We start from the raw sequence: 23,587 nt of genomic DNA on the forward strand, positions 1-23,587 counted from the left end.
AACGGCCCGTTCATATCTCATTACTATGGTAGATATTCCGCGAAAACGGAATAGCTTAACCTGTTCCGACTGCCAGAAAATCATATGGAGACCACCATGCCTGACCGCGACATCCGCGAAGCTCTCGGACTTCGGCCCGTTATCAACGTATCCGGCACGATGACCAGCCTCGGCGCATCGATCGTGGTTCCGGAAGCGATCGCCGCGATGACAGGCATACTGCCGCAATTCGTCGAGATCAACGACCTGCAGCGCAAGATCAGCCCGGTGATTGCCCGGCTGACGGGCGCCGAGGCCGGCTTCATCACCGCCTCCTGCTCCGCCGGCATCAGCCTTGCAGTCGCCGGCACCATGACCGGCAACGACCTCGCCGCGATCGAGCGCCTGCCCGATGCCACGGGCTTGAAGAACGAAGTCATCATCCAGATGGGCCATGTCGTCAGCTATGGTGCGCCGGTCGACCAGGCGATCCGCATTGCCGGCGGCAAGCCGGTGCTCGTCGGCCAGGCGACGTCGGCCTATCGCTATCACATCGAAGCCGCCATCAACGAGCGCACGGCGGCTGCCATCTATGTCGTCTCCCACCATGTGGTTCAGTACGGCCTTATCGGGCTCAAGGAATTCGCCGAGGCCTGCCATGCCAAGGGCGTGCCGGTCATCGTCGATGCCGCATCCGAATATGATCTGAAGATCTTCCTCGAACAGGGCGCGGACATCGTCCTCTATTCCGGTCACAAATTCCTGGGCGGCCCGACCTCCGGCATCGTCGCCGGCGAAAAGACGCTGGTGCGCAACGCCTTCCTGCAGAACCTCGGCATCGGCCGCGGCATGAAGGTCGGCAAGGAAAGCATGCTCGGCGTGATGGCAGCCCTCATCGCCTGGGAAACGCGCGACCACCAGGGGATCCGCGACCGCGAGGCCGGCTATCTCCATCTCTGGCGCGACACGCTCGACGGCCGCCCGGGCGTCAAGCACGTGATCGAAGCTGACCCGACCGGCAATCCGCTCGACCGCCTGCGCGTCACCATCGATCCGCAGGAAGCCCACATCACCGCCTGGGATCTCGCCGATGCGCTGGCGCGCGGTCAGCCGCCGATCATCGTGCGCGACCACGAGGTCGAGCACAATTACTTCTATCTCGACCCCTGCAACCTGCACCCCGGCCAGGAAACCATCGTGGCAGACCGCCTTTCCGAGGAGCTGACAAAGGCGCGCAGCTCCAACGAGATCATCGCCACGCCGCTTCATGAGCGCAATGCCCGCCGCTTCGCCGGCCTGTTGCGCTGGCCCGACTGAGACCGATCCGCCCACCCCGTGCAGAACGACAAGGAATGTGAGACATGACCCGCACCGACGCTGCCACCGATCCGTCGAAAGCTGTGCTTTCGGTCGAGAACCTGACAACCTCGTTTCTGGTCGACGGCGCCTGGAAGCCTGTGGTGCGGGACATCTCGTTCTCGGTCATGCCGGGAGAGACGGTGGCGATCGTCGGTGAATCCGGCTCGGGCAAGAGCGTGACGTCCCTTTCGATCATGCGCCTGCTGCAGAAGGACATGAGCCGAACCGAAGGGCGAGTCATGCTCGGCGGCTGCAACATCCTCGATCTGCCGGAAAGCGACATGCGCCGCGTGCGCGGCAACGAAGTGGCGATGATCTTCCAGGAGCCGATGACCAGCCTGAACCCGCTGTTCACCATCGGCGACCAGATTTCCGAAGCGCTGCTCTGCCATCGACCGATGAGCAAGGCGGAAGCGAAGGCCGAGACCATTCGCCTGCTCGACAAGGTCAGGATCCCGTCGGCCGCTTCCCGTTTCGACGAATACCCGCACCGCTTCTCCGGCGGCATGCGCCAGCGCGTCATGATCGCCATGGCGCTTGCCAGCCGTCCGAAGCTCCTGATCGCCGACGAGCCGACGACCGCCCTCGACGTGACGATCCAGGGACAGATCCTCGACCTCATCAAGGTGCTGCAGGAGGAGGAAGGAACGTCCGTCCTGTTCATCACCCACGACATGGGCGTGGTTGCGGAGATCGCCGACCGCACCGTGGTGATGTTCCGCGGCGAAGCGGTGGAAACCGGCCGGACGGACGACATCTTCCTGCGCGCCAAACATCCCTATACCCGCGCACTTCTCTCGGCCGTACCGATGCTCGGCTCGATGAAGGGCAAGCCGCAGCCGCTGCGTTTTCCTGTTATCGACAGCGTCACTGGCCTGCCGGATACGCCGGCCGAGGGAACGAGCACGGTCGCTCAGACCCGCCCGATCCTTGAGGTGAAAAACCTCGTCAAGCGCTTCGACATTCATGCCGGGCTGCTCGGCAAGCTGCAGGGCCGCGTGCACGCCATCGAAAACGTCTCCTTCAGCCTGCAGCCGGGCGAAACGCTGTCGCTCGTCGGCGAATCCGGCTGCGGCAAGTCGACCACCGGTCGCGCCATCATGCGGCTGATCGAACCGCAGAGCGGGTCGGTCGTTCTCAACGGCCAGGACGTGCTGGCCATGGATCGCAAACGCTTGCGCGAAATGCGCCGGACCATGCAGATGATCTTCCAGGATCCCTTCGCCAGCCTCAATCCTCGCATGACCGTGGGGGCTGCGATCGCCGAACCCTATCTCGAGCACAAGCTCGGCACCGCGAGCCAGGCCCGCGACAAGGTCGCCGACCTGCTGGAGCGCGTCGGCCTGCAGGCCGACATGGCCGCGCGCTACCCGCATGAATTCTCCGGCGGACAGCGCCAGCGTGTCTGCATTGCGCGGGCGCTGGCGCTCGATCCGAAGGTCATCGTTGCCGACGAATCGGTCTCGGCCCTCGACGTCTCGATCAAGGCGCAGGTCATCAACCTTCTGCTCGACCTGCAGGCGAGCCTCGGCCTTGCCTATCTCTTCATCTCGCACGACATGGCCGTCGTCGAACGCGTCAGCCACCGTGTCGCGGTAATGTATCTCGGCGAGATCGTCGAGATCGGCCCGCGCACCGATATCTTCGAAAACCCGCAGCACCCCTACACCCGCAAGCTGATGGCAGCCGTGCCGATCGCCGATCCGACCCGGCGGCACACCAGGCGCAATGTCGCCAGCGACGAGATCAAGAGCCCGATGCGCGCGCCCGACTATGTCGTGGGCGAGCGGCAGTACCGCCAGATTTCGGCGGAGCACTTCGTGCAAGTGTAGAAAGCGGGCGCTTAAAACCGCGCCGTCACTTGTCTGGCGTGCAGACGCGCAGGCGATGGCCATCGGGATCGAGCGCGACAAAGGTGCGGCCGAAGACGGCGGTCATCAGGTCCTGCTCGATCGGGATCCCAGCCTTGCGCCATTCCGCGTAAAGCCGCTCGACCTCGGCGTCGTCCTTGACCATGAAGGCGATCTCCATCCGGTGGCCCGAACCGGAGGAGACGAAGTTCGCGGCCTTGGTGGACCAGAGGCTGAAGTTCAGGCCGTTATCGAGGGCATAGGCGACGTAGGCCGGAAAGGCCGCAACCGGCCCACGGCCAAGCAGCCGTGTGTAGAAGGCGGCGCTCTGTTCAGGATCTTCCACGTAAAGCAGGATGAGGTTCGGGGTCAGCATCGTCGATCATCTCCGTTGTTCGATGGTCGCAAGCTAGCGCGTGCCACTGTCAGCTTTTGTCAGCATCGAAATCATGCCCGGCGCAAAAAAGCCGCCGCTCCGAGGATGGAGCCGGCGGCCTTGTCGGACCATGCTAACCACTGAGGTCGGCGTCTGCGTCAGAAGACGGCCAGATATTTCAACAGCGAGATGATACCGATAACGAGCACGATAGCCTGCACGATCTGTTTCGCCCGGCCGTCCAGCGGCAGGCGCTGAACCAGATAAAGCACGAGCACGATGACGAGGAACGTGATCAGAATGCTGATAAGAAGCCCCATAGACAAACTCCCTTTTCAAGGCGACGCGAAGTCGTCTGAGTTGTAACTATGAGGCGAGCCGAAAAGTTCCAATACTGGCAAATACTTATTTAGATAAGGCTGGGTTCCGGCCTCCGTCCCTGCCGACTGGCAGCAGTTCCGCGCACACGAAATCAGAGCTCGCGGCGATCATGCCGCGCACGACTGGCTCATCAGCGTTGATTGCATGGAAGATCGGGAGAAGGGTGTCAGCCGGCCGCCTTGCAGGCGATCCCGGCATCATTCTCGCCCTTCGTCGCATCGTAGAGCGTTGCCTCGTCACCTTTCGTCCACCAGATATACTGGCCGCCGGCATACTTGGCACCCGATGCGGAAATCACGTTAGAGGCGACGGTGAAGTTGCCGTCGAGGGTGAAGGTCACCAATGAGGCCGGGCCGGCATTGATGTATTCGGCTTCGACCGTCTTGCCGCCGCAGTCATAGCGCGCCGACTGGCGATCGACGGTCTCTGCCCCCGGAACCGAAATCGTGACATCGACACTGCCCGATCCGCCCGCTGCCATCGACGCCAGCGTCAGCGCCGGCGCGCCGGCCGACTTGCCGAGGACCAGTTTCGACCCTTCGACATCCCAGGAAAGCTCGGTGCGCAGTGCCGCCAGGAATTTCTGTTCCTGATCCATCACCGCCGGCACGCACATCTTGCGGGTCGAGGCCGCCGGGCCGAAGGTGATCTTCGCACCGGAAAGGCTGAAAGTACCGGTAAAGTGGTTGCAGCCGGCCATGCCGCCATAGGTTCCATCGTCGCGGATCTCCAGCGTCGACTGAAGATTGTCGATCACCCCGCGGCCGGCGATATCTTCGGCAAGCCAGATGCCGACAAGCTGTTGCGGCACGTTTTCGGCAGCGACCGTCTGCATTGAGGCCATTTCGATCAGCACGCAGGCGCAGGAAAGGGCGGTGGCGACTTTCAGCATCGGGAACTCCTTCGCGCTTCGACTCGTCGTCCGATTCTTAGCCCGATCACACGCCGGATTGAAGACCGCGCCCTTGTTGCACGTCGATTTCGCCTGTAGAGCCTAGCGCATACAATGAAGATCGGCATCGGTTTTCGGCAAAACCAAAACGCGGCTTCCCTCTGTCGGAGCGAGCGTTAGGCGCTCGGCCGGGCGCTTGCGCCCCCGCCCCGCTGTAAGGCTGGAAGAACGAACAAGAACATGGGAATTGGCATGGCATCCCGCGAAAACGCGAAGCGCCGACTGACGATCCTGGGCTCGACCGGCTCCATCGGCACCAATACGCTCGATGTCGTCGAGCGGCTGGGCGGTCGCGACAGTTTCGAGATCGTCGCTCTGACCGGAAACGGCAACATTCCGCTGCTGGCGCAGCAGGCGATTGTCCACGGCGCAGAGCTTGCCGTTACCGCCGACGACAGCCATTACGCCAGCCTGAAGACAGCGCTCTCCGGCACCGGCATTGAGGTTGCGTCAGGCAGGAGCGGCCTGATCGAGGCGGCGGAGCGCGACGCCGGCTGGGTGATGGCGGCAATCGTCGGCAATGCCGGACTTGCCCCGACGCTGGCCGCCGCAAGCCGCGGCGCCGACATCGCGCTTGCCAACAAGGAATGCCTGGTTTCCGCCGGCAGCCTGTTCATCGAAGCGGTCAGGAAGGGCGGCGGCCGCCTCTTGCCGGTCGATAGCGAACACAACGCCATCTTCCAGGTGCTGGAAGAGCACCAGCGCCATGCCGTCGAGCGCATCATCCTCACAGCCTCCGGCGGCCCCTTCCGCACCAAGACACTCGAAGAGATGCGCCACGTGACGGCCGACGTCGCCCGCGCCCATCCGAACTGGTCGATGGGTCTGAAGATCTCGATCGACAGCGCCTCGATGTTCAACAAGGCGCTGGAGATGATCGAAGCCAAGCACCTGTTCGGCCTCAGGCCGGAGCAGATCGAGGTGATCGTGCATCCGCAGTCGGTCATCCACTCGATGGTCGGCTACACCGATGGCTCGGTGCTGGCGCAGCTCGGCTGCCCCGACATGCGCACCGCCATCGGCTATGCGCTCTCCTATCCCAGCCGCTGCGACCTGCCGATCGAACGGCTCGACTTCGCCAAGCTGTCGCGCCTCGATTTCGAAGCGCCCGATGAAATCAGGTTTCCGGCAATCCGCCTGGCGCGCCGCGCCATGGAACAGGGCGGCGTGCAGGGGGCCGTGCTGAACGGCGCCAAGGAGACGGCGCTGGAAGCCTTCATCGCCGGTCGGGCCGGGTTCCTGGACATGGCCGAAATTGTCGAGCAGGTAATGGACAAGCTCTCGGACCTGCCTGCGGCCGTCACCATGGACGATGTCTTTGCCGCCGACGAAAAAGCCCGACAACTGGCTGCCGGGCTGATCCGATAGTTTGCTGATCGGGCGTTCCCGCCCCTCATCCGGCTGCCGCCACTTTCTCCCCGCACGCGGAGAGAAGGTTAGGGGCAGATTTCTCGAAAGATAAGTGAAGCCTTACGCGACGGCCCGTGCCAGCGCGCAGCGCGACCACAGCGAATGCAGCGCGCCGACCAGATGGTCGATATCGGCATCCGAATGCAGCGGCGTCGGAGTGATGCGCAGGCGCTCGGTCTTCGTCGGCACCGTCGGGTAGTTGATCGGCTGCACATAGACGCCAAAATGGTCGAGCAGCAGGTCGGAGATCCACTTGCACTTGGCGGCGTCGCCGACCATGACCGGCACGATATGGCTCGGGTTCGGCATATGCGGAATGCCGCGCTGGTCGAGCAGCGAGCGCAGCCGGCGCACGCGCTCCTGATGGGCGAAGCGTTCGATCTGGCTTTCCTTCAGATGACGGATGGAGGCAAGCGCACCGGCCGCAAGCGTCGGTGGCAGCGCCGTCGTGAAGATGAAGCCCGAAGCAAAGGAGCGGATGAAATCGCAAAGCGCCGTCGAGCCGGTGATGTAGCCGCCCATGACGCCGAAGGCCTTGCCGAGCGTGCCTTCGATGACGGTGAGGCGATGCATCAGGCCTTCGCGCTCGGCGATACCGCCGCCACGCGGGCCGTATATGCCGACGGCGTGCACTTCGTCGAGATAGGTCATCGCGCCGTATTTGTCGGCGAGATCGCAGAGCTCCTTGATCGGGGCAATGTCGCCATCCATCGAATAGACGGATTCAAAGGCAATGATCTTCGGCGCGCGCGGATCGGCTGCGGCAAGCTTGGCTTCGAGGTCGGCCACCGAGTTGTGCTTGAAGATGACGCGTTCGCACTTGGAATGACGAATCCCCTCGATCATCGAAGCGTGGTTCCCGGCGTCTGAGAAGACGATGACACCGGGAATCTTCGAACAGAGCGTTCCAAGGGCGGCCCAGTTGGACACGTAACCCGAGGTGAACAGAAGCGCCGATTCCTTGCCATGCAGATCTGCGAGCTCGCGCTCGAGCAGCACATGGTAGTGGTTGGTTCCGGAAATGTTGCGGGTGCCGCCGGCACCGGCGCCGCATTCGTCGATGGCGCGTTTCATCGCCTCGGTGACGATGGTGTGCTGGCCCATGCCGAGATAGTCGTTGGAACACCAGACGGTGACTTCCTGAATGCCTTCAGCCGTGTGGCGCGCGGCCTTCGGAAAGTTGCCGCGATGGCGAGCGATATCGGCGAAAACCCGGTAGCGACCTTCCTGATGCAGCCCGTCCAGCTCGGTTTTAAAGAAATTCTCGAAATCCATCATCTTCTCCAGTGCCCTGCCGCTTTTTTTGATTCAAAGCGACCGGGGGTCAACCCCGCAATGCGACGCGGCCGCCGCCTGCGGCAAAAGGCCTCTAGTTTTGAACCGTTCCAAAGAAAGCCTTAGCGCATGTAAATCCCTCCAAGCTTGATCGAAGTCAAGCTTGGACGAAAAAAGGGCGGCCGAAACCGCCCTTTTTGACGCATCAAGACAGGCCCGCATTGCTCATGCTGCAGCCACCGCGCGTTTTGCCATCACCTTGACCAGATTGGCGCGATAGGCGGCATCCGCGTGGATGTCGGAAAGCAGGTCGGAAGCGTCGACCGGCACATTGGCAAGCGCATCCGGCGACCACTGCGACGAAAGCGCCGCCTCCATGTCCTTGTGCCGGAAGACGCCACTCGATCCGGCCCCCGTCACCGCGACGCGAACATCGCCATTGTCCCGGCGCACGACGAAGACGCCGGTCATGGCGTAGCGCGAGGCCGGGTTGGCGAACTTCTGGTAGGCTGCCTTTGCCGGAGCCTCGAAGGCGATCGCGGTCACCAGTTCGCCGTCTTCGAGCGCGGTCTCGAAAAGACCGGTGAAGAAATCGCCGGCGGCAATTTCCCGCCTATCGGTGACAATGGTCGCATCGAGCGCCAGCATCGCCGAAGGGTAGTCGGCAGCCGGATCGTTGTTGGCGATGGAGCCGCCGATCGTGCCCATGTGGCGCACATGCGGGTCGCCGATATGGCTGGCAAGCCCTGAGATCGCCGGGCACACGGCCGCCAGCTCGGCGGAGGACGCCACGTCGAAATGGGTGGCCGCAGCACCGATCCTCACGGTTCGCCCCGTCACCTTGATGCCCTTCATTTCCGCGACATGCCTGAGATCGATGAGGTCGGTCGGTGCGGCAAGCCGCTGCTTCATCGTCGGGATCAGCGTCATCCCGCCGGAGAGATATTTGCCCTCGCCTGCGGCCTGCTTGAGTTTGACGGCATCCTGGATAGAGGACGCCCGGTGATAATGGGTCTCGTACATGACACGTCCTCCCGCTCAGTTTGCGGCATGGGCGGCAGCCCACACCTTTTGCGGCGTCGCCGGCATCGTCAGCCGGTTGTTGCCGATGGCGTCGGTGATGGCGTTGATCAGCGCCGGCGGSGAGCCGATGGCGCCGGCCTCGCCGCAGCCCTTGATCCCGAGCGGATTGTTCGGGCAGGGCGTGTTCGAGGTCGAGACCGTGAATGACGGCAGGTCGTCGGCCCGCGGCATGGCATAATCCATGTAGCTTGCCGTCAAGAGCTGGCCGTTTGCCGGATCGTAGTGAACGCCCTCGAGCAGCGCCTGGCCGATGCCCTGCGCCAGGCCGCCATGCACCTGCCCCTCGACGATCATCGGGTTGATGATGTTGCCGAAATCGTCGGCGGCGACGAACTGGATGATCTTGGTCTGCCCCGTATCGGGATCGACCTCCACTTCGCAGATGTAGCAGCCGGCGGGGAAGGTGAAGTTGGCCGGATCGTAGAACGCGCCCTCTTTCAGCCCCGGCTCCATGCCCGGCGGCAGGTTGTGGGCGGTATAGGCGGCAAGCGCCATCTGGAACCACGGTACCGTCTTGTCGGTGCCGGCGACCTTGAGTTCGCCGTTCTCGATGACGATGTCGCTTTCATCCGCCTCCATCAGGTGGGCGGCGATCTTCTTCGCCTTGGCTTCAACCTTGTCGAGCGCCTTGACGACGGCCGACATGCCGACCGCCCCCGAGCGCGAGCCGTAGGTGCCCATGCCCATCTGCACCTTGTCGGTGTCGCCGTGGACGATGTTGACGCTGTCGATCGGCACGCCGAAGCGATCGGCGACCAGTTGGGCGAAGGTGGTTTCATGCCCCTGCCCGTGGCTGTGCGACCCGGTCAGAACCTCGATGGTGCCGACGGCATTGACTCGGACCTCGGCCGATTCCCAGAGACCGACGCCGGCACCGAGCGAGCCGACCGCCGCCGACGGCGCGATGCCGCAGGCCTCGATATAGCAGCTCATGCCAATGCCGCGCTTCATCCCGCGTTTAGCGGCTTCCGCCTTGCGGGCAGCAAACCCGTTCCAGTCGGAGGCCTGCATCGCGGCATTGAGCGAGGTTTCGTAATCGCCGGCATCGTAATTCATGATGACGGGCGTCTGGTGCGGGAAGGTGCGGATGAAGTTGATCCGCCGGAGTTCCGCCGGCGAAACTCCAAGCTCTCGCGCCGCCGTCTCCATGGTGCGCTCCAGGAGATAGGTCGCTTCCGGGCGGCCAGCGCCGCGATAGGCATCGACCGGGGCAGTGTTGGTGTAGACGGTGCGCACATTGGCGTGGATCGCCGGTATGTCGTACTGGCCCGACAGGAGCGTCGCATAGAGATAGGTCGGCACCGACGAGGAGAACAACGACATGTAGGCGCCGAGATTGGCAACCGTATCGACCTTCAGCCCGATGATCCGGTTGTTGGCATCGAACGCCATCTTCACCTTCGAGTGGTGGTCGCGGCCATGCGCATCGGTCAGGAAGGCTTCCGTGCGGTCGGAGGTCCATTTCACCGGCACGCCGGTACGCTTGGAGGCCCAGAGACAGACGACCTCTTCCGGATAGATAAAGATCTTCGAGCCGAAGCCGCCGCCGACATCCGGCGCGATGACACGCAGCTTGTTTTCGGGCGCGACATTATAGAACGCGCTCATCACCAGCCGCGCCACATGCGGGTTCTGGCTGGTGGTGTAGCAGGTGTAGTGATCGTCGCCGCCATCATAGATCCCGAGCGTGGCGCGCGGCTCCATCGCGTTCGGCGACAGGCGGTTGTTGTGGATAGTGATCTCGGTCACATGCGCAGCCGAGGCGATCGCCTTGTCGGTGGCGGCGGCATCGCCGATCTGCCAGTCGAAGATCAAGTTGTTGGGTGCTTCCGGGTGAAGCTGCGGCTGCCCCTGCTCCAGCGCCTTGGTCGCATCGGTGACGACGGGCAGTTCCTGGTAATCGACGACGACGGCTTCGGCGGCATCCTTCGCTTCCGCAATGCTGTCGGCAACGACGATGGCGACGGCGTCACCGACGTAACGCACCGTCTCGTGCGCGAGCGGCCGCCAGGCGCCCATCTTCATCGGCGATCCGTCCTTGGAATGGATCATCCAGCCGCAGATGAGATTGCCGATACCGTCGGCGAGCAGTTGCTCGCCGTCGAGCACGCCGATCACGCCGGGCATGGCCTTGGCCGCCGCCGCGTCGATCGACTTGATCTTCGCATGCGCATAGGGACTGCGCACGAAGATCGCATATTTCATGCCCGGCACCGACATGTCGTCCGTATAGCGCCCCTTGCCGGTCAGGAACCGTTTGTCTTCCTTGCGCGCCACCCGCGCGCCAATACCTTCAACGCCCATTGCCGATCTCCTCCCGAGATATCCAGCGAAAGTCCTGCGGTGAAATGTGATCGCGGCGAAACGTCATCGCCGCGGGCCGGACTTCATTCGGCAGCGACGCGGGCGCCGCCCATCTCGGCTGCCGCCGCAAGGATCGCCTTGACGATGTTGTGGTAGCCGGTGCAACGACAGATATTGCCGTCGAGTTCGGCGCGCACGGTCGCCTCATCGAGCTGCCCGCCATGCCGGCGGATCATGTCGACCGCTGTCATCACCATGCCGGGTGTGCAGAAACCGCATTGCAGGCCATGATTGGCCTTGAAGGCGGCCTGCACCGGGTGCAGCTCGCCATTGGCGGCCAGTCCTTCGATGGTGGTGACCTGTGAGCCCGCCGCCTGCGCAGCGAGGGTGGAACAGCTCTTGACCGACATTCCGTCCATATGAACGACGCACGCGCCGCATTGCGACGTGTCGCAGCCGACATGGGTGCCGGACAGCCCAAGGTTCTCACGAATGAAATGCACCAGCAACGTCCGGTCATCACATTGACCGCTCACCTGACGGCCGTTGACCGTCATTGTAATTTTCGCCATTTCGCTCCTCCGGGTGGGTCAATGCCAACACGAGCGCGAACGGTAAGCCGGGTGATGATCTGTTCACGCGACCAGGTACGCGCCAACTGCTATCGATGCCCTTCGCCTCGATATCCCTCCTCCGGGTTCCCGCGGCTTGTTTGTATCATTGTCTTTTTTTGGAATGTCGCAACCGCCCAAGGGTCAGGCGCGATAAAAATTTTGCGTGATGGTTGTGTTAGCTGAAATCGGGCCTTCATGTCCCGTTCAGGAACGATATCATTATGTTGGCGGCGAAGAGAATCCGCCAGACCTCCTGTAGACTTTCACAGCGGCCGGTTTATTTTCTGAATTTGCAAGTTCAAGTGGAGAAAGACATCTCGTCTTTGCGCCAATCACTCAGGGACGGACGAGGCGACAGGCTGAAATCCGTAGAGATCGGAGAGAACAATAATGAAGAAAGCCATCGCACTTGTGCTGGTTGCGTTGTCGGTTGCGAGCTGCACCCAGACTGAAAAGGGTGCCGGCATCGGCGCCGTCTCGGGCGCGATCATCGGCGGCGCGATCACCGGTGACGTTCGTGGCGCAGCTGTGGGCGCTGCGATCGGCGGCGTTTCGGGCGCGGTCATCGGCCATGTCACCGAACAGCCGGGCCAGTGCTACTACCGCGACCGCTACGGCCGCCGCTACATCGACTCCTGCCCGCGCTAAGCCGCAAGGACGGTCGACAACATCGACACGACGTCCACCTGTCAAATGACGGACCGGACGAAACATCGCCCCTCATGGCCACCTGCCGTGAGGGGTTTTCGTTTTCCTGACTGTCTCGGCAATCTGCCGATCAGCCATCAGATCCCGGCAGCCGTATCGAGCGCGCAGGAATCGGGTGGCCCGCGACAACACAATCCTGTCAGCTGCCTCGAAATAGCTTGATCGAGGCCCACTCCATGCTGAAACCGCCTGCAACTACCTTGCCGCCAGCTTTCAAACACATCGCCTGGTCCAACCTGTTTGCGCAATTCTCCGAGCAAATCGCCTTGGCCGCAGCACCGCTTGCGGCAGTCCTTCTGCTTTCGGCTGGCCCCGCGGAATCGGGCTGGCTGCAGATGGCCCAGACGCTGCCGTTTCTGCTGCTCTCCATTCCGGCCGGCCTGCTCGTCGACCGCGCCTCGCGGCGAATGCTAATGGTCTTCTCGGAAATGCTGCGTGCCCTCTCCCTGGTCGCCACTCTGCTTTTGATTGCGAGCGGTATGCTCACCCTGCCGCTTCTGGCGATCATGGGTTTTGTCGGCGCAATCGGAACGGTCTGCTACAGTGTCGCCGCCCCGGCATTGATCCCGGCCATCGTTCCGCGCACGCAGCTCGCCGACGCCAATCGCTGGCTGGAGCTTGCCCGCAGCCTCGCCTATTCCGGTGGTCCGGCAATCGGCGGAGCAATCATCGCCTGGACCGGTGCCTCGCTCGCCTATGTTGCGGCCACCACGCTCTCCCTTCTCGCCGTCGTGCTGCTCGCCGGCCTTCGCGAACAGGAGCAAGCGGCCGGGCCGCAACGCAATCTGCTTGATGACCTGATCGAAGGCGCACGCTTCCTTGCCGGCCATGCGCTCCTGCGGCCGATACTTGTCTCCGCGGTCGTGTTCAACACATCCTGGTTCGTGCTGCAGGCGGTCTATGTCGCCTATGCTGTCCGCACACTCGGACTGACGGCAACGGGCGTCGGTGTCACGCTCGGCATCTATGGAGCCGGAATGATGATCGGAGCCTATGCCGCCCCGACACTTGCGCGCCGTATCCCCTTCGGCGTCATGATCGCGCTCGGTCCGCTCGGTGGTCTGCTCGCCGCCGTCGTCATGCTGCTGACGGTCTGGTTCCCCCTCGGCGCGCTTGCGGGAGTGAGCTTCTTTCTCTTCGGTGCGGGGCCGATTCTCTGGTCGATCGCCACCCTCACGCTCAGGCAGGCCATCACCCCAAACGCGATGCTGGGGCGGGTTTCAGCCTTCATTACCACGGCGACATTCGGCGCAAGGCCGATCGGCGCGGCGCTCGGCGCTCTCGTCGCCACCCACTTCGGCGTCAAGGCTTGCCTCGTGGTCGCGGCGACCGGGTTCCTCATCCAGTTCCTGGTGATCATCGCCTCCCAGGTTCCCCGTTTGCAGGGCCTGCCCGAACCGGCTTGACCCCATTCAACCGCATCAGCGCGACCATCTGACACCCCGCAAACGGCAATCCCGAGCACGGAGCCACCGCCGACGTTGTGGCGGCGGCGCCCGGTTTTTGTGCTGCGTTGACAACATTCCGGCTCTTTTTCAGGGAAATCGACCCGGAATCTGGGCCTCAGGGGTGGATGCGGCCGGCCGTCATCGTTAACAGATGGAAAACCTTAGGCATGCAATAGTGACCCCGCCGCATGAAGGCAGTTTGTATTGGGTCGCCTTAAGACGGGATGCGGAAGCGAATGTCCCCACCACGGTCGAGTATTGCGTACTGGAAGGCAGCGACTGCGCTCGCCGTTGCCGCCTCGTGCGCGCTCGGCCCGATGTCCGTCACCAAGGCCTATGCGTTCAAGATCTTCGGCATGAAGTTTTTCGAGGGTGACGAGGACGCGGCCCAGGTCATCGACCCCGTCAACTACACCCTCACCTTCGACGCCGGTACCGACGACAAGGAATTGAAAGAGGCGCTTGAGAACAGCTCGCAGCTGGTCCAGGGCCAGGAAAAACCGGTTTCAGGCAACCTTGGCCTTGCGATCCGCGCCCGCGACGACCGCGACCGCCTGCTGGCGGCACTCTATGAGAAGGCCCGATACGGCGGCACCGTCGCAATCCAGATCAATGGTCAGGACATCGACAGCCTGCCACCCGATCCATCTTTCCCTGACGGCAAGGCCATACCCGTCACCGTCAGGGTGACGCCGGGCCCGGTGTTTTCGCTAGGCTCGGTCAAGTTCGAAGGCGACGCCGCCGGCCTCAATCCCGCCGACTACGATCTCGCGCTCGGAACCCGGGCGGATTCGACGCGGATCATCAAGGCCGGCGAAAAGGTCGTCAACGATCTGCGCGAGCAGGGACGGCCGCTTGCCAAGCTGACCGAGCGCAGCGTCGTTGCCGATCATGCAGATTCGACCGTCGACGTGGTGATATCAGCCGAAAGCGGGCCGGTGGCGCCCGTTGGCGAAGTCAGCGTTTCCGGAACCAAGACCGTCGATCCGGGGTTTGTTCGCGATTATTCGCGGCTCAACGAGGGCCGCCCCTATTCGCCCGAGGACATCCGCAAGGCGTCCGAGCGGCTGCGTCAACTCGGCGTGTTCTCGAGCGTGACCATCAAGGAAGCCAACACGCTTTCGCCCGACGGCTCGATCCCGATGAAGATCGAGGTGTCCGAGGGCAAGCACAAGTATTTCGGCTTCGGCGCCCAGGTCTCGACCACGGACGGTCTCGGGCTTTCCGGCTACTGGGGACACCGCAATCTGTTCGGCCGTGCGGAATCGCTGCGTGTCGAGGGCTCGATCGACCGTATCGGCGAGACCCAGGAACTCGATAAGCTCGACTATTCCGCGGGCATCCTCTTTGCCAAGCCCGGCGCCTTCGGTCCGGCCTCGACCTTCACCGCAAGCCTCAAGGCCAACATCCAGGATCCCGATGCCTATCGCGCCAAGATCCTGACCGGTGCGGCCGGCGCCACATTCGAACTGTCGCCGACCGACACCTTTTCCGGTGGCGGCGAGCTGAGCTGGGCGAATATCGACGACGCCTTCGGCTCCAATTCCTACCTGACAGCTGCCATTCCGCTCGAATATGTGCGCGACACCCGCGATGACAAGCTGAACGCGACCGAGGGCTACCGGGCGTTGGTCAACGCCAAACCAAGCTACGAGATCAAGGGCCAGACCTTCTTCTCGTCCTTCGAAGCAGCGGCATCGGGTTACCAAGCGCTCGGCGACGAGAAGCGTTTCGTTCTTGCCGGCAGGATCGGTGCGGGCGTTCTGGTCGGCGGCGACGGCCTTGCCGACATACCGGCAAACCGCCGCTTCTATCTTGGCGGAGGCGGCTCGGTGCGCGGTTATTCCTACCAGGAGATCAGCCCGCGCAACAGCAACAACGACGAGACCGGCGGACGCTCCTATGTCAACACTTCGGTCGAGGCGCGCATCGCCATCACCGACACGATCGGCATCGTGCCCTTCATCGACGCCGGCACCGTGTCTGCCAGCACCACGCCCGATTTCTCCGACATTCGCGCCGGCGCCGGCATCGGCCTTCGCTATCAGACGCCGTTCGGACCGATCCGTCTCGATGTGGCGATGCCGCTCAACAAATATCCCGGCGGCACCAGCTACGGCATCTATGCCGGTATCGGCCAATCCTTCTGATCCGCGCCGGTTCCAGCCGATTTCTGCGCCGCAGCCGGCAAATTTCGCACGAGCGCCCGGAGTTTCTGCCTGCAAAGATTCCGCAGCGACACAAGTTGCGTTATGGGTAGATCATGAATCACGTCGTCCGCTTCCTTCGCGCGACGCTGCGCTATTGCCTTTATGTGCTTGGCGCGCTTGCGGTCGCAGCTCTTCTCCTCGTCGCCTTCGTCGGCTTCACGACTCCCGGCGCCCGCCTTGTCGCCTGGGCGATCGAGAAATATGCGGCGACCCCGGACCAGATCGTGCGGATTGCCGACCCGAGCCCGCTTCTGACCGGCCAGTTCACCGCCGGCAGCGTGACGCTGTTCGATGGCGAGGGCATCTATGCGGAGGTTCGCGATCTCTCGCTCAACTGGTCGCCCGCGGCCCTCTTGTCCTTCCGCTTCGACGCCGCGGCGATTTCGGCAGGCTCCATCCGCGTCGAGCGCCTGCCGGTGCCTTCGACCGAAACCAAGGAAGTGCGCTCGACCTTCGCGCTTCCGGTCGACGTCAAGATCGATGCGATCGACCTCAAGGAAATCGTCATCGGCAAGGCAATCGCCGGCGAGGACCAGTTCCTGACGGCGAGCGGCAAGGTAAACGCCACCAACGAGAGCATCGCGCTCGCCATAACGGCGGCCCAGCGCGACCGGCCCGAGGCCCGTGCCGTTGCCGACATCGTCTTCAATCCGGCCGGCAACGAACTGAAACTTGAAGCGACCGTCAATGAGCCCGCCAACGGCGTTCTGGCGAAGCTCCTGCGCCTGCCGAACGAACCCGCCGTCAACATCAAGGTAACCGGCGAAGGACCGCTTTCGGACTGGGCCGGCGCCGGGACGGCTGCGCTTGACGGCACCGAGATCCTCAAGCTAGACGGCCGTCACGTCCAGTCTACCGATGGCATGCATCGGCTGACGCTTTCCGGCGGCGGCGGCTTCGGCTCGCTGATGCCGCCGGCCTTGCGCCCGATGTTCGAGGGCCAGACCAGCATCGATCTTGCTGCTGCCTTCGACGGCAAGGGCATGGTGCGCGTCGACAAGGGGCACGTGGCGACCGGCGCGCTTGCCTTCGCCGCCTTCGGCACCTTCGACAGCAAGGGCGAGAACAATCTGCAGGCAAGGCTCGCCGGTACCAATGGCGCCATCGATTTCCGCTGGCCACTGGAAAAGGGCGAGGCCCGCGTCCTGATCAATACCGTTAATCTGTCGCTGATCGGCGATGCCCAATCGGCAATCCTTGACGCGGCCGCCGACGTCGCCTCTGTCGCACTGCCGGACGTGGCCCTCGGCGCCATCAAGCTGTCGGCTGCGAGCGATGGCTTCAACCTGGCGACACAGTCGGGTCCGATCAAGACGACGGTCGAGGTCGGCCAGGTCGGCTTCGACAATGCCGATCTCGTCCGGCTGGTCCAGGCGCCGATGAAGATCGTCGGCGACATCACTGTTGCCAAGGACAGCATCACCTTTGCGCCGGTGACGCTGGAAAGCCCCGGCGTTGGCGGCACCGTCGAAGGCGCCTTCTCGCGCGAAACCAATACGGTTGCCGCGACCTTCAAGCTCTTCACGGTCCCAGGCGCCCTGCCGCCCGCTGCCGCTGCAAAATTCGACGGCACGATTGCGCTTGCCGGGAGCATCAAGACCGGCGCCAACGGCAGCGTCACCGTCGAAAACATCGATCTCAAATCCGGGACGATCGAGGCTGCCGGCTCCGTGGCGCTCGCTGAAGGCAATCTGACGGCGGATCTTAAAGGTGTCCTGCCGGATCTCGGCAAGCTGCTCGCCGACGCCAAGGGCAAGGCCGACTTCACCGCCGCTGTGACCGGACCGCTCGCCGAACTCGGCATCAAGGCGGAACTGTCCTCGAGCGGCGCGACGCTCGCCGGTCGCACGCTCAGCGACCTGACCATCAAGGCCGACGCCACCGCAAACCAGAGCAGCCCGCAGGCCAAGCTGACGGCAACCGGTGCGCTCGACGGTCAACCGATCGACGTGCGTGCCGACGTCGTCTCGAAGGACGGTCGCACATCGATCCCGGTGCTCGAAGCCAAGATCGGCGAGAACACGCTCAACGGCGCCATCAACTTCACCCCCGACTTCAAACCCGACGGCACTGTCGATTTCAATCTTCCGGACCTTGGGCTGCTTGCCGCCATGGCCGGCCAGAAGGCGTCCGGAGATCTCTCTGGATCGGCGGCGATCCGGACGGCCAACGGCATCACCTCCATCGTGCTCAAGGCCGGCGGCAGCGGCATCAAGCGCGATGACCTGACGATCGCCAAGCCGACGGCCGACATCACCATTGCCGACCTTTCGGCACTGGCGATCAAGGGCAGCGTCCGGGCAGAGACAATTGCCCAGGGGGCCAACCGGGTTTCCGGATTGAGCCTCGACTTCACCCAGCAGGCCGGCAAGACAGGCTTTGCCATCGACGGCAAGTATGACGGCGGGCCTTTGACGGCGAGGGGCGACCTGACGAGTTCGAACGGGCGCACGGAAATCCGTCTTTCCTCCTTCGGCGCGACGCCGAAACAGATTGCACTAAAGCTCGCGGCGCCGACCGTGATCGCGATCGAGAAGGGCACCGTGCGCCTGAATGCGCTCACGATCCAGGCATCGAAAGGCACGATCGCGGTCAGCGGCACCGCCGGCCAAAAGCTCGATATTACCGCAAAGCTGAACGCCCTGCCGGCAGCCCTGGTCAATGCCTTCGCACCGGGCCTCGGCGCGGAAGGGGCAATCGGCGGCACCGTCGATGTCGGCGGAACGGCGGCAGCGCCGGTCGTCGCCTATAACCTCAAATGGTCCGGCGCCTCGCTGGCAGCCGCGCGCACCGCCGGCGTCGGTGCCTTCGACATCTCGGCCAATGGCAAGTTTGCCAACAACCGCGTGACGCTCGACACCACGCTCTCCGGCGCCGGCGGCCTCGCATTCAAGGGCGGCGGCAATGTCGATATCGGCGGCAACATGCCGATCGCCATGAAGTTCAACGGCAATGTGCCCTTCGCGCTCGTTGCCAACCTGATGGCCCAGCAGGGCTTCACGCTCACGGGCCAGGCCTCCGTCGACCTTTCGATTTCCGGCTCGGCCAAGGCACCGCAGATTGCCGGCACGATCACCACCTCAGGCGGACGCCTTGTCGACGTCCGGCGCAACCTCGCGCTCAACAACCTGACGGCCAACGTGGCGCTCGACGGCAAGCAGGCGACGATCTCCAAGCTTTCCGCCAACCTCGCGACCGGCGGCTCGGTCGAGGTCACCGGCACGGTCGGCACCGTACCCAGCTCCGGCTTTCCGGCCAACCTGATCATCAGGCTCAACAACGCCACCTATGTCGACGGCACGCTGTTCACTGCGCAGCTTGCCGGCGAGATGACCTTGACAGGTCCGCTGGTCGCCACCCCGACACTCGGCGGCAAGGTGACGATCCGCAAGGCAGCAATTACCATTCCCGAGAAACTGCCGACCTCGCTCTCGGCTATCGACATCAAGCACAAGAATGCGCCGGCCAAGGTCAAGCGGATGGCCAGGGACATCCGCAAGGACGAGAAGCCGGCAGGCGCCAATGCCAGCGGCGTCATCGCCTTCAACCTTGGCGTCACGGCCAATCAGGTCTTCGTGCGCGGCCGCGGCATCGATGCCGAACTCGGCGGCGACCTGACGATCCGCGGCACGGCCGTGCAGCCGACCATTTCGGGCGGTTTCGAGATGCGCCGCGGCCGTTTGGAAATCCTCGGCAAACGCCTGACCTTTACCGATGGCACCATCGGCTTCGGTGGCGACCTGATCCCGACACTCAATCTCAAGGCGACATCGACCGCCGGCGCGACGACCATCACCGTCAGCGTCACAGGCCTTGCCAACAATCCGCAGATCACCTTCTCGTCGTCGCCAGCCCTGCCCCAGGACGAAATTTTGGCGCAGCTGATCTTCAACCGCTCGCTGTCCAACCTCTCGGCCTTCCAGATTGCTCAGCTTGCCTCTGCCGTCAGCCAGCTGGCGGGCGGTGGCTCGACCTCGCTGCTCGACGGTCTGCGCAACAAGCTCGGCGTCGACGATCTCGACGTCACCACCGACGAGAACGGCGGCGCCTCGGTGCGCGCCGGCAAGTATCTTAACGACCGCACCTATATCGAGCTGCAGCAAGGCTCGGATTCAGGCTCCAGCAAGGCCGTGATCAATCTCGATGTCGGCAAGGGCGTCAAGCTGAAGGGTGCGGCCGGCGGTGACGGCTCCGCATCGGGCGGCATCTTCTTCGAAAAGGAATATTGAGGCGGCGCGTCATCAATACCGTTTTGACTGACGGCGTGCCTACCTTCGCCACAAAGAATACGCCCGCGGGTCGCTAACGATCCGCGGGCGTATTCTTTGTCGTCTTCCGTCTTCGGACGGCCGGGACGGATCAGTCGTCCGTCACAGCCCCGGGCGAAAATAGATGCCACTGAGCTTGCCGCCGGGGGCAAGCATCAGCCCGCATTCCAGCGTTCCCTTTTCGAAGCGCACGTCATAGACATCCCAACCTTCTTGCAGCACGCCCTTGAACGCCACGCTCTGCAGTGACCCCAGGCGGTCGAGTTCGGCTTTGGCGAGGGGCGCCTGCTCGCGCGCCACCGCTGCGAGCGGCGGCGTCATGCCTTCGTAGTCGGGCTCGCCGCGCTGGTGCTCGGCGATGACGCGGCGAAGCAATGCCTCACTGTCGGGAAACGGGATCTTATCCTTCACGCGCTTCTCCAGGTCGTCGGCAACGGCACGCGCCTTCGTCTCGTCGATGCGTTTCGCCGCCTGTTCGTAGCCGCCCTGATGCAGCACTACGCCTTCCACCTCACCTTGCTCGTTGCGGGTGAAAGAGAGTTGCGCCTGGACGATGCGATAGAAGAACAGGTCATCCGCTTCGGGATAGATTTCGAGCGCATTCTGCCCGGTCAACTGCGCCATCAGTCCGCCCTCGCGGCGGGTGACGCTGAGCACATCGCCGGCCTCGAACTGGAAGTCGCCCACAACAGAGCCGTGTTTTTCGGGATCGAAACGAACCTCGGTTCGAGGCCGTGCCTGCTCATAACGTCGCCACGCGACGGTATCCGGCGATAGGTCGGTCATCCTGGTCTCCTTGGCAAGAGTGATGAGTTCGCTGATAGAGACGGCCCGACCGCTCGATATTTTCTGCAGCGCCGCGCCGATCAGCGACAGGCTGTGCTCGACCCGATCACGCAGATCGACGAGCGCGGATTGCTGGATCGTCAGTGTCTGGCCGAGATCCGGCGCGGCGCCCGCCAGCAACACGGTGATCCGGGTCAGGCTCAGGCCGAGACGCTTCAATGCGAGGATCTCGGTCAGCCGGGCGATTTCCGCAGCGCCATAGAGCCGCCAGTTCTTTTCCGTCCGGCGCGGTGCGATCAGCCCACGATCCTCGTAGACACGCAGCGCCCGCACGGTCAGGCCGAGACGATCGGCACATTCGGCGGCGGACAAAAGGGGATCATGGTTTCGCTTGTCGCTCATGGGAGCCTCCTGGAACTATCTTCTAAGGTATGACCTTAGGTTCGGCTCAAGCGATATTTGGTGTGGGTAGAATCAAGATTTCGCGGAGGATGCTCGCGCTTGGGTCGGGTCGCCATGGATTTTGCACAATTCCGTCCCTACCTGCCCTCTCGCGCAAATTGCATGTTTCCCTAAATCGTATCCGATTTAAGGCTAAAAACATGCAACGGTTCATAGTGCCACAGCGACCTTTGTACGTCGAAAAAGACGCGCGGCGCTGTAGGCCGCAATTTCGGAACAACCCGTATTTTCAGGTGGTTTTTTGTCTCTCCAGCTTCTCGATATCGATCTTCCGCCCACCCTGGCACCGCTGCTCGCAGGTTATGACTGCCGAAAGGATAGCCTCGGCCAGTCAGACTCCAGCGTCTTCCTGTTCGACGCAAAAGACCGCCCGCCCCTCGTTCTCAAGGTCGAAGAGGCCGGTCCCTTTGACGAGCTCGTCGATGAGGCCGAGCGGCTCGAATGGCTGGGCAAGCAGGGAATGCCCTGTCCGCGCGTCGTCGCCCGCGACGTGTACGCGCAAAAGAACTGGCTGCTGATGGAGGCGGTCGAAGGCATCGACCTCGCCTCAAGCACCCTTGCCGCCTCGGAGCAGGTTGTTCTGCTCGCCGAAGCGCTACGCCGCATGCATGCGCTCGATGTCGATGCCTGCCCGTTCGATCACCGGATTGGTGCGCGTGTCGCGATCGCCAGGCTGCGTGCAGAAGCGGACCTGGTCGATGAGACCGACTTCGACGACGAGCGCCTCGGCAAGACCGCCGACGAACTCTTCGTCGAGCTTCAGGCGCGCATCCCTCAGGAGGGAGAGCCGGTCGTCACCCATGGCGACGCCTGCCTTCCAAACATCATCGTCAGGGATGGCCGCTTCGCCGGTTTCATCGATTGCAGCCGTCTGGGCGTCGCCGACCCCTATCAGGATCTGGCGCTGACCTGCCGCAGCATTGCCTACAATCTCGGGGAGGAATGGGTTCAGCCGTTTCTCGATCTCTACGGCATCCGTCGTGCCGATCCCGAAAAACTCGGCTTCTATTGCCTTCTCGACGAGTTCTTCTGACCTCGGGGAAAGCAAGCGCAGGATGGCCCGCGCCGCCTTATGCGGCGTCGCGGGCCTCGATATTGAGATCGACGATATCGGCATCGCCGAGGTCGATGTCTTCCAGGGCGTTGAACAACGCCCAGATATGGCCGAACGGGTCGATGAAGGCACCGACGCGGTCTCCGGTCGACAGCGTCTCCGCCGGGTTTCTGAGGGCGGCACCCGCCCCGATCGCCCGGCCGATGACCCGGTCGACATCCTTCACATGCAGTTCGAGAATGACCGCCGTCGTGCCGAGCGCATGCGGCGATCTCGGCCCGCCTAGTTTCGGCTCCGCGTCCCGCCGCGGATTGGCACCGGCGATCCGGAAGACGGATTCGCCGATCCTGAGATCGGCGCTGGTTAAAATCCCGCTCGGCCATTCATGCCGTTGCACCAGTTCGGCACCCAGCACATCACGATAAAAGGCAATGGCGCGATCCTCGTCGCCATGCCGGACAAATAGCTTCACACAGATCTGCCGATCGGCCAGCCTGCCGCCATTGATGACCATGACATCCTCCAATCTCGGGTGAGGCGCACATCATATACAAAAACGAGAACAAATCAAGAACGACTGGCGCAAAAACGCAATTTTCGACCCTCGCCCTCCACGCGGAAAGAAGGCACTAAAATGCGCCCGTCAGCTTGCTGGTCTTCAACAGGATGTTCGTCTCCGTCACGGTAATGCCGTCGATCAGCCGGATCCGCCTCAGCGTCTCGTCGAACGACACCAGGTCCCTGTCCTCAAGCTCGGCGATGAAGTCCCAGCGGCCGTTGGTGCTGTGCAGCGCCCTCACCTGTGGCAGACCGCGCAACTGCCCGGCGACCCGGTCGGCCATCTTGCCGTGGACCTCGATCATCACCACGGCCCGCACGCCGGAGGCCGGGATTTCCTGTCCCGTGCGAATGGTAAAGGCGGCGATCGTCCCGTTGGCGACCAGCCGGTCGATGCGTGCTGCAACGGTTGCGCGCGATACGCCGGTCCGCGCCGAAAGGGTCGAAACAGGCAGACGGGCATTTTGGCGCAGGGCACTGATCAGCGCCTGATCAAGGTCGTCCATATCT

At 63.2% G+C, this 23,587-nt stretch carries 18 protein-coding genes; 8 read left to right on the forward strand and 10 right to left on the reverse strand.

The window, feature by feature from the left end; translation table 11 throughout:
• Positions 1–96 precede the first annotated feature (96 nt).
• Both ASD52_RS30665 and ASD52_RS30670 read left to right on the forward strand, forming a co-directional pair.
• Complete coding sequence (locus ASD52_RS30665) at positions 97–1,296, forward strand: aminotransferase class V-fold PLP-dependent enzyme (RefSeq protein WP_057226506.1); 1,200 nt, start codon at positions 97–99, stop codon at positions 1,294–1,296.
• Positions 1,297–1,340: 44 nt separating this feature from the next.
• Positions 1,341–3,170 carry an ABC transporter ATP-binding protein gene (locus ASD52_RS30670; protein ID WP_025425012.1) on the forward strand — a complete coding sequence of 610 codons (1,830 nt, stop codon included), beginning with the start codon at positions 1,341–1,343 and terminating at the stop codon, positions 3,168–3,170.
• A gap of 25 nt (positions 3,171–3,195) precedes the next feature.
• Here ASD52_RS30670 and ASD52_RS30675 read toward each other — a convergent pair whose 3' ends face one another.
• The 3 genes from ASD52_RS30675 to ASD52_RS30680 form a co-directional block, all read right to left on the reverse strand.
• On the reverse strand, positions 3,196–3,564 hold the full coding sequence (locus ASD52_RS30675; protein ID WP_025425013.1) for a VOC family protein: 369 nt from the start codon (positions 3,562–3,564) through the stop codon (positions 3,196–3,198).
• 158 nt (positions 3,565–3,722) lie between these two features.
• Positions 3,723–3,884 carry a Thivi_2564 family membrane protein gene (locus ASD52_RS39495; protein WP_107027568.1) on the reverse strand — a complete coding sequence of 54 codons (162 nt, stop codon included), beginning with the start codon at positions 3,882–3,884 and terminating at the stop codon, positions 3,723–3,725.
• A 227-nt stretch (positions 3,885–4,111) separates the two neighbouring features.
• On the reverse strand, positions 4,112–4,837 hold the full coding sequence (locus ASD52_RS30680) for an META domain-containing protein (RefSeq protein WP_057221774.1): 726 nt from the start codon (positions 4,835–4,837) through the stop codon (positions 4,112–4,114).
• 252 nt (positions 4,838–5,089) lie between these two features.
• On the opposite strand from ASD52_RS30680, the gene dxr reads away from it, so the two are divergent.
• A complete protein-coding gene (dxr, locus tag ASD52_RS30685) occupies positions 5,090–6,265 on the forward strand; it encodes a 1-deoxy-D-xylulose-5-phosphate reductoisomerase (protein ID WP_025425015.1) in 1,176 nt (391 codons plus the stop codon).
• Between the two features lie 102 nt (positions 6,266–6,367).
• On the opposite strand, the gene hemA is transcribed toward dxr, so the two are convergent.
• The 4 genes from hemA to ASD52_RS30705 form a co-directional block, all read right to left on the reverse strand.
• Complete coding sequence (hemA, locus tag ASD52_RS30690; RefSeq protein ID WP_025425016.1) at positions 6,368–7,582, reverse strand: 5-aminolevulinate synthase; 1,215 nt, start codon at positions 7,580–7,582, stop codon at positions 6,368–6,370.
• 225 nt (positions 7,583–7,807) lie between these two features.
• Positions 7,808–8,605 carry a xanthine dehydrogenase family protein subunit M gene (locus tag ASD52_RS30695; protein ID WP_025425017.1) on the reverse strand — a complete coding sequence of 266 codons (798 nt, stop codon included), beginning with the start codon at positions 8,603–8,605 and terminating at the stop codon, positions 7,808–7,810.
• 15 nt (positions 8,606–8,620) lie between these two features.
• Positions 8,621–10,969: a xanthine dehydrogenase family protein molybdopterin-binding subunit gene (locus tag ASD52_RS30700; protein ID WP_057210822.1), complete on the reverse strand. Its 2,349-nt coding sequence runs from the start codon at positions 10,967–10,969 to the stop codon at positions 8,621–8,623.
• An 83-nt stretch (positions 10,970–11,052) separates the two neighbouring features.
• Positions 11,053–11,541, reverse strand: coding sequence for a (2Fe-2S)-binding protein (locus ASD52_RS30705; protein ID WP_025425019.1), 489 nt, complete (start codon positions 11,539–11,541; stop codon positions 11,053–11,055).
• 432 nt (positions 11,542–11,973) lie between these two features.
• Here ASD52_RS30705 and ASD52_RS30710 point away from each other — a divergent pair, with 432 nt between their 5' ends.
• From ASD52_RS30710 to ASD52_RS30725, 4 genes are all read left to right on the forward strand, one after another.
• On the forward strand, positions 11,974–12,231 hold the full coding sequence (locus tag ASD52_RS30710) for a glycine zipper domain-containing protein (RefSeq protein ID WP_025425020.1): 258 nt from the start codon (positions 11,974–11,976) through the stop codon (positions 12,229–12,231).
• Positions 12,232–12,467: 236 nt separating this feature from the next.
• Complete coding sequence (locus ASD52_RS30715) at positions 12,468–13,697, forward strand: MFS transporter (protein WP_057221811.1); 1,230 nt, start codon at positions 12,468–12,470, stop codon at positions 13,695–13,697.
• Positions 13,698–13,975: 278 nt separating this feature from the next.
• Positions 13,976–15,889: an autotransporter assembly complex family protein gene (locus ASD52_RS30720; RefSeq protein WP_025425022.1), complete on the forward strand. Its 1,914-nt coding sequence runs from the start codon at positions 13,976–13,978 to the stop codon at positions 15,887–15,889.
• A gap of 113 nt (positions 15,890–16,002) precedes the next feature.
• The gene (locus ASD52_RS30725; protein ID WP_057210825.1) at positions 16,003–20,178 is read left to right on the forward strand and encodes a translocation/assembly module TamB domain-containing protein; all 4,176 of its coding nucleotides are present in this window, start codon (positions 16,003–16,005) and stop codon (positions 20,176–20,178) included.
• A gap of 141 nt (positions 20,179–20,319) precedes the next feature.
• Here ASD52_RS30725 and ASD52_RS30730 read toward each other — a convergent pair whose 3' ends face one another.
• Positions 20,320–21,405 carry a MerR family transcriptional regulator gene (locus tag ASD52_RS30730; RefSeq protein WP_025425024.1) on the reverse strand — a complete coding sequence of 362 codons (1,086 nt, stop codon included), beginning with the start codon at positions 21,403–21,405 and terminating at the stop codon, positions 20,320–20,322.
• Positions 21,406–21,706: 301 nt separating this feature from the next.
• Here ASD52_RS30730 and ASD52_RS30735 point away from each other — a divergent pair, with 301 nt between their 5' ends.
• Positions 21,707–22,498 carry an APH(3') family aminoglycoside O-phosphotransferase gene (locus ASD52_RS30735; protein WP_025425025.1) on the forward strand — a complete coding sequence of 264 codons (792 nt, stop codon included), beginning with the start codon at positions 21,707–21,709 and terminating at the stop codon, positions 22,496–22,498.
• Between the two features lie 37 nt (positions 22,499–22,535).
• On the opposite strand, the gene ASD52_RS30740 is transcribed toward ASD52_RS30735, so the two are convergent.
• The gene (locus ASD52_RS30740; RefSeq protein WP_025425026.1) at positions 22,536–23,033 is read right to left on the reverse strand and encodes a VOC family protein; all 498 of its coding nucleotides are present in this window, start codon (positions 23,031–23,033) and stop codon (positions 22,536–22,538) included.
• A 115-nt stretch (positions 23,034–23,148) separates the two neighbouring features.
• A complete protein-coding gene (locus ASD52_RS30745; RefSeq protein WP_025425027.1) occupies positions 23,149–23,583 on the reverse strand; it encodes an Lrp/AsnC family transcriptional regulator in 435 nt (144 codons plus the stop codon).
• Positions 23,584–23,587 lie beyond the last annotated feature (4 nt).

Origin of the sequence: Ensifer sp. Root142 (assembly GCF_001426785.1) — a bacterium.
GTDB classification, from domain to species: Bacteria; Pseudomonadota; Alphaproteobacteria; order Rhizobiales; family Rhizobiaceae; genus Ensifer; species Ensifer canadensis.